General features: G+C 64.8%; 9 protein-coding genes. 2 read left to right on the top strand and 7 right to left on the bottom strand.

The window, feature by feature from the left end; translation table 11 throughout:
* The 7 genes from BRAO375_RS17180 to BRAO375_RS17150 form a co-directional block, all read right to left on the bottom strand.
* Nucleotides 1–637, bottom strand: a 637-nt coding sequence (locus BRAO375_RS17180) for an energy transducer TonB (protein ID WP_035640736.1), incomplete at its 3' end; no start/stop codon positions are given.
* A 14-nt stretch (nt 638–651) separates the two neighbouring features.
* Nucleotides 652–1,116 carry a biopolymer transporter ExbD gene (locus BRAO375_RS17175; RefSeq protein ID WP_009028730.1) on the bottom strand — a complete coding sequence of 155 codons (465 nt, stop codon included), beginning with the start codon at nt 1,114–1,116 and terminating at the stop codon, nt 652–654.
* Between the two features lie 6 nt (nt 1,117–1,122).
* A complete protein-coding gene (gene exbB, locus BRAO375_RS17170; RefSeq protein WP_009028729.1) occupies nt 1,123–2,058 on the bottom strand; it encodes a tonB-system energizer ExbB in 936 nt (311 codons plus the stop codon).
* Between the two features lie 10 nt (nt 2,059–2,068).
* The gene (locus BRAO375_RS17165; RefSeq protein ID WP_009028728.1) at nt 2,069–2,758 is read right to left on the bottom strand and encodes a Fe2+-dependent dioxygenase; all 690 of its coding nucleotides are present in this window, start codon (nt 2,756–2,758) and stop codon (nt 2,069–2,071) included.
* A 2-nt stretch (nt 2,759–2,760) separates the two neighbouring features.
* Nucleotides 2,761–5,178: a TonB-dependent receptor gene (locus BRAO375_RS17160; protein ID WP_035640733.1), complete on the bottom strand. Its 2,418-nt coding sequence runs from the start codon at nt 5,176–5,178 to the stop codon at nt 2,761–2,763.
* Between the two features lie 256 nt (nt 5,179–5,434).
* A complete protein-coding gene (locus BRAO375_RS17155) occupies nt 5,435–5,695 on the bottom strand; it encodes a hypothetical protein (RefSeq protein ID WP_009028726.1) in 261 nt (86 codons plus the stop codon).
* Between the two features lie 393 nt (nt 5,696–6,088).
* Nucleotides 6,089–6,550, bottom strand: coding sequence for a MarR family winged helix-turn-helix transcriptional regulator (locus BRAO375_RS17150; protein ID WP_009028725.1), 462 nt, complete (start codon nt 6,548–6,550; stop codon nt 6,089–6,091).
* Nucleotides 6,551–6,719: 169 nt separating this feature from the next.
* Here BRAO375_RS17150 and BRAO375_RS17145 point away from each other — a divergent pair, with 169 nt between their 5' ends.
* Both BRAO375_RS17145 and BRAO375_RS17140 read left to right on the top strand, forming a co-directional pair.
* Nucleotides 6,720–7,889: an efflux RND transporter periplasmic adaptor subunit gene (locus tag BRAO375_RS17145; protein WP_035640740.1), complete on the top strand. Its 1,170-nt coding sequence runs from the start codon at nt 6,720–6,722 to the stop codon at nt 7,887–7,889.
* Complete coding sequence (locus BRAO375_RS17140; RefSeq protein WP_009028723.1) at nt 7,886–11,032, top strand: multidrug efflux RND transporter permease subunit; 3,147 nt, start codon at nt 7,886–7,888, stop codon at nt 11,030–11,032. The genes BRAO375_RS17145 and BRAO375_RS17140 overlap by 4 nt, the downstream gene beginning before the upstream one ends.
* The last annotated feature ends 137 nt before the right edge of the window (nt 11,033–11,169 follow it).

The raw sequence follows: 11,169 nt of genomic DNA, 5'->3' as shown, positions 1-11,169 counted from the left end.
CCGAGAGCACGTTGCCACGCCGGTTGAGCGTGAAGGTCACCCGGACGCTGCCGCCCTTGACCTTGCCGCGCGGGTACCGTTGATGCTTCTTCACGATCAGGCTGAGTTCTCGCTGCCAACTCGCCGTCAGCGGATCGACGTCCTTGCCCTTGCCTTTGGTGTCGAGCGCCTTTTTCACGGGGGCTTCGGGAACCTTGGCGTCGAACGAGTCCTGCGCGCTGTCCACGGAGGCCTGGTGCGCCTCGGACGCATTGGTGGCAACGGCGGCGACCTTTTCCTCCTCGGTCGGCTTCTTGACCTCTGTCGGCGACACCCGCTGGTCAGCTTCCTCCGTGGTGGTCGGTACGCCCTTCTGCAGCTCCGCCTGCTCGGTCTCGGCCTTCTGCTCGGGCGTCGCCACCGAGGCGGTGTCGGCGACCGACTCCACGCCCTTCGGCAAGTCCGTTTCTTCGACCTTCGGTGCTGCAATCTCGACGTCGATCACATCAGCAGCGGTGCCGAGGCCGCCGCTGTCATCGTCCACGGCAGCCTTGGTCAAGGCAACAGCCACGCCGCCAGCGTGCAGCACGATCGCCACCAGCGCGGCGACGAACCAGGCCGCGCGAGAGCCGGTGTGGATGCTGTCGAGGTCGCTCATGCCGGACACACGGGTCAGGGTTGGGCCGCCGGAGCGGCGTCGCCGGCGGCGCCCGGCACACGTTCCAGCGCCACCAGCTTGAACTTGTAGCCGGCCCCGCGCAGCAGCTCCAGCACCTCCATCACCTCGCCATAAGGCGCCGCGCGATCGCCGCGCAGGAACACCGTTCGGTCATCGGCAGCGTGGTCGGCCATCGCCTTGTTCAGCTCCGTCAGCAGATCGACCCGCTTCACCGGGGTCTCACCGATCGCGAGCGACAGATCCGGCTTGATCGACACGTAGGTCGGCTTGTCCGGCTTCTTCTGCGGCGTGGCGCTGGAGGACGGCAGATCGATCGGCAGGTCCACGGTCGACAGCGGCGCCGCCACCATGAAGATGATCAGCAGCACCAGGATGACGTCGATGAACGGCGTCACGTTGATGTCGTGGGTCTCGTCGAGATCATCGTCGAGATCCCCTTCGGAGAGCGAGACGGCCATCGCCTGCTACTCCGCCGCGCGCGCGTGGACGCTGAGGTGGCTGCGGTCGAGATCGCGCGACAGCAGCCGGCCGACTGCGCCGGAGGCGCGGTTGACCAGCTCGAGATAGCCCTTCGTGACGCGCGAGAAGTGATTGTAGATGATCACCGCGGGGATCGCGGCGGCCAGTCCGATCGCCGTCGCCAGCAGCGCTTCGGCAATGCCCGGCGCGACCACCGCGAGGTTGGTGGTCTGCGATTTGGAGATGCCGATGAAGCTGTTCATGATGCCCCAGACGGTGCCGAACAGGCCGACGAAGGGCGAGATCGCGCCGACGGTCGCGAGCAGGCCCATGCCGACGCGGACGCGGCGCGCCTCGGCGCGCACGATCTCGGTGAAGCTCGAGGCCGCGCGCTCCTTGATGCCGTCATCGCTGTTCAGTCCGGCCGACAGCCGCGCCTCCGCGATCGCGGCCTGCAGCAGCACCGCTGCAACGTTGCGGGCTTGCTTCCCGCCCTGGCCGAGCGCGAGTTGCGCCTCGGCGAGCGATTTCGCCGCTGTCAGCTTGCGCAGCGCGCCGGCGAGCCGGCGGCGCAGCATCGAGAACTCGACGCTCTTGGCGATCAGGATGGTCCAGCTCGCAACCGAGGCGAGTGCCAGCGCGATCATGACCGCTTTGACGACGATGTCGGCCTTGAGGAACATGCCGAGCGGCGACAGCTCGTCCAGTCCGGTGGCAATCGTCTTGCCGGTCCGCGCCCCGCTCTCCGCGGTCGCCGACGCCTGCCCTGCCGGCGGCTGAGCTGCGGCTGGCTGTGTGGCCGGCTGCGTCGAGACGTCCATCGAGATCGCCGGGGCCGCCGGCATCGGCTGGCCGACCTGCTGAGCGCCAGCGGGCGCCGTGGCCGACACAGTCAGGCATGACAGGACGATTGCAAACCTTGCGAGGAACGATGTCATCATATTCGGCCCATTAGACCTCGGCCCATTGCCGGATCAGATTGTGATAGATGCCGGTCAGCTTGACCGCATCGGGATCGTCCCTCCCGAGGCGGTCCGCCAGGCTCTGGATCGCCGTGTCCAGATCGAAGATCATGCTCCGGACGTGAGCATCCCGTATCATGCTCTGCATCCAGAAAAAAGAGGCGACCCGGGCGCCGCGCGTGACCGGCGTGACCATGTGAAGGCTCGACGACGGATACAGCACCGCATGCCCCGCGGGCAACTTGACTTCGTGCGAGCCGTAAGTGTCCTCGATCACAAGCTCGCCACCGTCATACGTGTCCGGTTCAGCCAGGAACAACGTCATCGACAGGTCGGTGCGGATGCGAAGCCCTGTCAACGGATCGCCGCGCACGGCATTGTCGACATGGATGCCGAAATGGTCGCCGCGCGAGGCAGTATAGCGATTGAACAAAGGCGGAAAGATCTGCAGCGGGATCGCCGCCGACAGGAAGCGCGGGTTCTTCGTCAGCGCGGTGATGATGCGCTGGCCCAGCACCCGCGCCGCCTCGCCGTCCGGCGGCAGCTGCTCGTTGCGCTTGACCATCGCCGACTGCGCCCCGGCCGTCGAGCGGCCGTCCTCCCACTCCGCCGCATCCATGATGCGGCGGACATCGGCGACCTCGTCTTTGGACAGAACGTCCGGGATGCAGATCAGCATGATCAGAACTTCGCAGTGGTGATGATGTAGAAGGCGCGGCCCGGGGCGACGGCGACGAACGGCACCGCGCTCCGATACAGCGTGTCGTAATAGAGCTTGTTGGTCAGGTTCTGCGCGTAAACCTTCATCGTCCAGTTCTTGTCGATCTTCTTCTCGACGAAGGCGTCGAATCGCCAGTAGCTCGGCAGCTCGTTGCCGGTGTTGGCGGCGAAGGTGCCGCCATAGACCTTGGAGCGGTACACCGCCGTGCCGCCGAGCTCCCAGCCATTGTCGAACTTGTATTTCGACAGCATGCTGAAGGACTGGTGCGCGATGTTGGCAAGCTGCAGGCCGACGTTTGAAGGAATGCCGCTCTGCGTCACCTTGGACTGCATCAGCACCAGGCCGCCGAAGATGCTCCAGCGGTCGGTGAGCTTGCCTTCCGCTTCGATGTCAATGCCCTGAATACGGTACGCCGCGCCTGACGTGAGGACGCTGTTGACCGTCTCGCGGGCATTGTCCTTGGTGGTCTGGAACAGCGCACCGGACACCAGCAGATGACGATCGACCAGCTCCCATTTGGTGCCCAGCTCGGCTGCCTTGTTGCGCTCCGGCCCGAGCAGGACGGCGGTGTTGGCGGGCACGCCGCCGTAATCGGTGGCGGTGGCGTCGAGCTCGGAGCCGAACGGGTTGGCCGAGGTCGCATAGGCCGCATAGATGCTGCCGATCGGCATCGGCTTGTAGACCAGTCCGACATTGTAGTTGACCAGGTCTGCATTCATCTTGAGGTATTTCGGCGAGTTGGTCGACGAGCTCATGTTATAGCCGTCGTATCGCACGCCGCCATTCAGGATGATGATGTCCCGCCAATTGGCTGTGTCCATCAGGTAGACGCTGTTGGTGTTGACGCCGTAGCGCGTCGGATTACCCGTCAGCGACGGCAGCGTCGTGTACTGCCTGTAGGTGTATTGCGGCGAATAGAGATTGACGCCGGTCTGCGCGCTAGTGCTGGTCGAGCCGGCGCCGAACAGCTCCGCCGCCAGGCCGGTGTAGCGGTCGATCGAGATGTTCTCGTTGGAAAACTCCGTACCGACCACCGCGGTGTGCTTCACGCCCCAGATATCGAGCTTGAAGGTGGCGTCGTTCTGGTTGGCCCAGACGTCGACGGTCTGAAAGCGGCTCTGCGTGCTGGCCGTCGTGGTCCAGAGCAGTGGATTCGGGCTGGTCGTAATCGGGTTCTGCGGCAGCGTGCCGATGTAGTTCAGCTCCGAATGCTCGCCGCGGAACTTGCTGGTCAGCGTGATCGCCTCGTTGACCTTGTATTCCATCGTCCCGGTGCCGAAATCCTGCCGCGCGGCCTGGAAGTCGCGGTTGAGGAAGCCGTACCATGTCTCGCGCGGAATGCCCGCCGAGGTCACCGGAACATTGCCCTGCTTGTAGTAGGGCACGCCGAAATCCGGATAGCCGGACAGATCGGTGTGGACGTAGTTGGTCGTGAACTTGAGGTCCTCGGTCGGCGTCCATTTGGTCGAGAGGAACGCGCCCCAGCGGTCGTCGGTGACGAAGTTGCGTCCCGCGACGTTGGAGTCCTGGAACACGCCGCCGGTGCGCACCGAGACCGTCGGCGAGATCACCTGGTTAACGTCCAGCGTGACGCGCTTCTGCTGGTCGGTGCCGAACTCGGTGTCCATCCGCTTGAAGTTGGTGTCGCCGGCCTGCTTGGTGACGATGTTGATGGCGCCGCCGGCGGTGCCGCGGCCCGCATAGGACGAGGCCGGACCGCGCAGGATCTCGATCTGCTCGGTGAAGAAGTTCTCGCGGATCGAGACCGCGGGATCGCGGATGCCGTCGATGAAGACGTCGTTGCGGGCGTCGAAGCCGCGGATGAAGAAGCGATCGCCGAACGCGTTGCCGCCCTCGCCCGAGCCAAGCGTGACGCCGGCGGTCGAGCGGCCGATCTCCTTGAGCGCGGTGACGTGCTTGTCGGCCAGCACCTCCTTGCTCATGACGGTGATCGTCTTCGGCGTGTTCAGCAGCGGCTCGGGAAACTTGCCCGAGGCCTGCACGCGGTTGACCTTGTACGGCTCGGCCGCATCGGCATAGGGGTTGGCATCGGGCGCGGACAGCCCGCCGGCGTTCGGGAACGCCACCGCGGCCTGCTGGGCGCCCTGCTGGCGGGCGGCGCGGCGCAGGGCATTGCGCGCGCGGACCTGCTCGGGGGTCGGCTTGGAGGATGTCGGCTTGGCGCGCGCGACCGGCGCATCGACGTTGACGGGCGGCAGATCGGAGGCGGGTTGCGCCTCGGCCGACGACAGCGATGCCACGGCCATCAGTCCGGCGACCGCCGACACCTTGGTGACGAGGGGCCCCTCGCCTCGTCCATCAGAAAACTTCATCGCTGCGCCCTCGCGCAGCGAACGCGGTGCTCTCACCTGTCCCATTTGAATTTCACGCGCCCCAGATTTTTCATTCCACATCGCTTCCGCGGATCATTCGCAGTGCGGCGATGTGTCGTTGGTATCGGGCGTGTTTCAGGGGGTCAATTTGAGGAGCCCTAATTTGGCCTTGAATAGTTCCAGATCAAAACAATTCTAAAAACGCTCAACTAATAACAATGTGGAACTTGAAATCGTTCTAAACAGCGCGATTTGACTCGCGCTGTTGTCGAGACACCTCACATCTCAGCTCCATGAGCTCTCAGGTCGACGAGCCGGCCGGCTCGTCGCTGCTCGGCGGCTTCATCAGTGAGAACAGCTCGTCCACCGTCTGCACCGCGATCTTGCGCACACGCTCGGAATCCTCGATGCCCGCGATGCGCACCCCGTTGACCACGGCCCTGATCTCATCGCGGAAATCGGTGAGGAAGCGCAGCGGATCGCGCTGCTCGTTGGCGACGCGCGCGATCAGGCCGGTCACCAGGATCTGGCACGCGAGCATCTTGCCGTTCAGTTCTTCCATCGAAAGCTTCCCATCTCGTTGTCGTCGCATGGCGCATCGTCGCCGCAACCGGCCGACGCAGTCCTGCTCTGGTTGGATTCATGCCGATTACCCCGACAGCATCCGCGGCCGTCGAAATCATCCGCTTCTAATCAGCTCTCATCGGGCGCGACAAGACGGCGATATTAGGTCGGCCGAGGACCGCCTTGCGTCGCGCCGCAGACCATCGATGTTCCGCCGAGCGGATCGCGAGGCCCGGCACGCCCTCGGTTTGCCGAAGGCGGGGCGAGCCGGAGCAAGCGATGGCGCGCGTCCGTGATTGGCTCGTGCAACGCGCCAGAGATTTCTCACGGAGGATGTTTTCACTCATCGACGCAACTCAAGATCGGAGAAGCGGGCCCGCCGCTGCGCCGGCTATTTGGCCACCATGTCCGCCTTGGTCTCGGACAGCGTCTTGATCCGCTCCTTCAGCGCGCGCAGCGTGGCGAGGCTGGTCGCCACCGCCGCATCCGGAGTGTCTTGCAGCACGTCGGCGACGATCGTGTCCCGGACCTCGTCGAATTCGTCGACCACCTTGCGGCCGGCCTCGGTGAGGTAGAGTCGATTCGCGCGCCGATCCCTCGGATCGTGCCGGCGCTCCAACAGGCCCTGCTCCACCAGGCGATCGAGCAGCCGCACCAGCGAAATCGGCTGCAGTTCCAGCACATCTGCGAGATCGACCTGCGACAACCCCTCCTGCGCGCGCAGCCGATACAGCACCACCCATTGCGCGCGGGTGGTGCCACACTGCTTGGCACGATGATCAATATAGTTGCGGAGAATGCGCGAGCTTTCGACAAGCTGCGCGATCAGCTGACGTCTGTCGTCCAGCGACATGGCTGTGACCTCCCGTGAAGTCTTTTGATCGCACTGCGAAGCTTGCCAATTGTTTAGGTTGGCGCAAGCGCTCGTGTGTTTACACATTAATTGCGTGCGTACTATATCTGGGCCGCTGGGAAAGGCTTTAAAGACCGGTTATCCTGTCCGTCCCAGCATGTGGGCCAGCATGAAGACATCACGAACCATCACTTGGATCCTGCTGGCCGCGGCTCTCGGCGGCGCCGGCTACTACGGTTGGCAGCGCTATGAGAGCGGCGAGGCCGCGAAGAAGACGGCCGCGCAGAAATCGTCCCGGCCGGCGGCGGTTCGGGTATCGACCGTCGCGGTCGAGAAGACCGATTTTCCCGTCTTTCTGACCGGGCTCGGCACCGTGCAGGGCTTCAATACCGTCCAGGTTCGCACCCGCGTCGACGGCCAGATCGACAAGATCGCCTTCACCGAAGGCCAGCTGGTGAAGGAAGGCGATCTCCTGGTCGAGATCGATCCACGGCCGTTCCAGGCGGCGCTCGACCAGGCCAAGGCCAAGCGGGCCCAGGACGAGGCCAATCTCAACAACGCCAATCTCGATCTGCAGCGCACCACCAAGCTCGGCGAGTTCGCGACGCGGCAGCAGCAGGACACCCAGCGCGCCACCGTCGCGCAGCTGACGGCGCAGATCGCCGCCGACGACGCCGCGATCGCCAATGCCCAGACCCAGCTCAGCTACACCCAGGTCAAGGCGCCGATCTCCGGCGTCGCCGGCCTGCGCCAGGTCGATGTCGGCAACATCGTCAATGCCTCGACCCAGACCGGCATCGTGTCGATCGCGCAGATCGAGCCGATCTCGGTGATCTTCACCGCGCCGGAGGAGCAACTGCCCTACATCAACGAGGCGCAGAAGTCTGCCCAGTTGAAGGTCATCGCATTCACCACCGACGGCAAGAAGCAGCTCGCCGAAGGCAAGCTGATGGTTGTGAACAACCAGGTCGACACGTCGAGCGGAACAATCCGGCTCAAGGCGGTGTTCGACAACAAGGAGCACGTGCTGTGGCCGGGCCAGTCGGTCTCGACGCGTCTCCTGGTGCGGACGCTCAAGGACGCCACGGTGGTTCCCGACGACGCGGTCCAGCATTCGACCAATGGGCTCTACTCTTACACCGTCAGCCCGGAGAGCAAGGCCGAGCTGCGCAAGGTGAAGGTGGGCGCCTCGATCGATGGCCGCACGGTCATTGAAGAGGGTCTCACCCCGGGCCAGCAGGTGATCACCGGCGGTCAGTTCAAGGTACAGCCCGGCTCCCTCGTGACGACAGCGGTCGCCAGCACGGAGCCGGCGGCAGCGAAGGTCCGGCAGGAATGAACGGCGGCGGCATCTCGGCACCCTTCATCAAATACCCCATCGGCACCTCGCTGCTGATGGCGGGCATTCTCTTCATCGGTCTGGTCGCCTACCCGCTGCTGCCCGTCGCGCCGCTGCCCCAGGTCGACTTCCCCACCATCCAGGTGACCGCCAACCTGCCGGGCGCGAGCCCCGAGACGATGGCGACATCGGTCGCCCAGCCGCTGGAGCGGCAGTTCGCGCAGATCCCCGGCATCGCCCAGATGACCTCGACCAGCTACCTGGGCACCGCTTCCGTCACGATCCAGTTCGATCTCAACCGCAGCATCGACGGCGCCGCCAACGACGTCCAGGGCGCGATCAACGCCGCCTCGGGCCAGCTGCCGAAGAGCCTGCCGTCGCCGCCGACCTATCGCAAGGTCAACCCGGCCGACTCCCCGATCCTGCTGCTGTCGGCCACCTCCGAGACGCTGCCGCTGACCACGGTCAGCGACGCGGTCGACGCCGGTCTCGCCCAGCAGATCAGCCAGATCTCGGGCGTTGCCCAGGTCATCATCGGCGGCCAGCAGAAGCCGTCCATCCGCATCCAGATCGATCCGGCCAAGCTCGTTGCCAAGGGCCTGTCGATGGAGGATGTGCGCAGTCAGATCGCGATCACCACCGTCGACGCCCCCAAGGGCAACATCGACGGCGAGCGGCGCGCCTACACGATCTACGCCAACGACCAGCTGACCGACTCGAAGGACTGGAACGACGTCATCATCGCCTACCGCAATGGCGGTCCCCTGCGCATCCGCGACATCGGCAAGGCCGTGACCGCGGCGGAGGATTCCAAGCAGGCGGCCTGGGCCAATGGCAAGCGCGGCGTGTTCCTGGTGATCTTCAAGCAGCCTGGCGCCAACGTCATCGAGACCGTCGATCGCATCAAGGGGCTGCTGCCGCGTCTGGTCGCGGCGATCCCGCCGGCGATCAAGATCGACGTCATCTCCGACCGCACAACCACCATCCGCGCCGCCGTCGAGGACGTCCAGTTCACGCTCATCCTCACGATCTTCCTGGTCGTGATGGTGATCTTCATCTTCCTGCGCAGCTTCTGGGCCACGGTGATCCCGACGATCACCGTGCCGCTGGCGCTGCTCGGCGCCTGCGCGATGATGTGGGGCGTCGGCTACACGCTCGACAACCTCTCCCTGATGGCTTTGACCATCGCGGTCGGCTTCGTGGTCGACGACGCCATCGTCATGCTCGAGAACATCTCGCGCTATGTCGAGGAAGGCGAATCGCCGATGGCCGCCGCCTACAAGGGCGCCAAGGAGATCGGCTTCACCATCGTCTCGATCTCGATCTCGCTGGTCGCGGTGCTGATCCCGCTGCTCCTGATGGGCGGCATCATCGGCCGGCTGTTCCGCGAGTTCGCGGTCGTGCTGGCGATGACCATCTTCGTCTCGATGTTCGTGTCGCTGACGCTGACCCCGATGATGGCGTCGCGCTTCCTGCGCAATGAGCACGCCACCCAGCACGGCAAGTTCTACCAGTGGAGCGAGGCCGCTTTCGACGCGATGCTGCGCGCCTATGAGAAGGGCCTCGATCTCGCGCTGCGCTGGCGCTTCGCCACCCTCATGGTGTTCTTCGCCACGCTGGGCCTCTCCGTCTACCTGTTCATCCTGATCCCGAAGGGCTTCTTCCCGCAGCAGGACGTCGGCCTGATCACTGCCACGTCGGAAGCCTCGCAGGACATCTCGTTCAAGGCGATGCAGTCGCGCCAGGAGGCGCTGGCCAAGATCGTGATGGCCGATCATGATGTCGCCAGCGTCGCCATGGCGATCGGCGGCTCGGGCCGCGCCGGCAACAACGGCAACATGTTCATCACCCTGAAGCCGCGCGAGGAGCGCGAGGCGACGGCGCAGCAGATCATCACCCGGCTCCGGCCGCAGCTCGAGAAGGTCGAGGGCGCGCGGCTGTACATGCAGGCGGCGCAGGACATCCGGCTCGGCGGCCGCCCCTCCCGCACCCAGTTCGAGTTCACCCTGCAGGATCCGAACCTCTCCGAGCTCAACGACTGGGCGCCGAAGATCCTGGAGAAGATGCGCTCGCTGCCGCAGCTGCGCGACGTCGCCACCGACCAGCAGGCCGACGGCACCACCGTGCAGCTCACGATCAACCGCGACACCGCCTCGCGCTACGGCATCACGCCGCAGCTGATCGACGACACGCTGTATGACGCCTTCGGTCAGCGCCAGGTCGCGCAGTACTTCACCCAGCTCAACTCCTATCGCGTGATCCTGGAGATTCTGCCGGAGTTGCAAGGCAACCTCGACACGCTGAACAAGCTCTATGTGAAGTCGCCGACCACTGGCGACCAGGTGCCGCTGTCGACCTTCGCCAACTGGACCACGGTGCCGGTCAAGCCGCTGTCGATCAGCCACCAGGGCCAGTTCCCGTCGATCACGATCAGCTTCAACCTCGCCCAGGGCGTCGCACTCGGCCAGGCCACCGACGCCGTGCAGCGCGCGATGGTCGAGCTCGGTGCTCCGGCCACGCTGAATTCGAGCTTCCAGGGCACCGCGCAAGCGTTCCAGCAGTCGCTGTCGACCGTGCCGCTGCTGATCCTCGCGGCGCTCGTCGTGGTCTATCTGATCCTCGGTATTCTCTACGAGAGCTACATCCACCCGATCACGATTCTCTCGACGCTGCCCTCGGCCGGCGTCGGCGCGCTCGCGATCCTGATGGCGTTTGGCTACGAGTTCAGCCTGATTGCTCTTATTGGTGTCATCCTGCTGATCGGCATCGTGAAGAAGAACGGCATCATGATGGTCGACTTCGCCATCGCCGCCGAGCGCGACCAGCATCTGGCGCCCGAGCAGTCGATCCGCCAGGCCGCTCTGCTCCGCTTCCGCCCGATCATGATGACCACGATGGCCGCCCTGCTCGGCGGCGTGCCCTTGATGCTCGGCAACGGCACCGGCTCGGAAATCCGCCAGCCGCTCGGCTACGCCATGGTCGGCGGCCTGATCGTCAGCCAGATGCTGACGCTGTTCACGACGCCTGTGATCTATCTCTATCTCGACAAGGTCAACAACGCCTTCGCGCGCTGGGGCCGCACGCATATCGACCACGAGACCGAGACGGCGGCGTCAGGGCCGGTGAAGGAAGCAGCGGAATAATCCTGCGGCATCGTGACCGACGTCAGTCCGGGGCAAGGCCGCAGGCCTTGAACCCGGACTGACTGCAAACAGTAGCCGGACGACCGTTTCACCGTCCTCGTTACATCGTGCTGGACATGCAGACCCAGCTGTCATCG

It is taken from the genome of Bradyrhizobium sp. ORS 375, assembly GCF_000239775.1.
Taxonomy (GTDB): domain Bacteria; phylum Pseudomonadota; class Alphaproteobacteria; order Rhizobiales; family Xanthobacteraceae; genus Bradyrhizobium.
The sequence above is the reverse complement of the archived record's forward strand: the minus strand, read 5'-3'. Positions and strand labels throughout refer to the sequence as shown.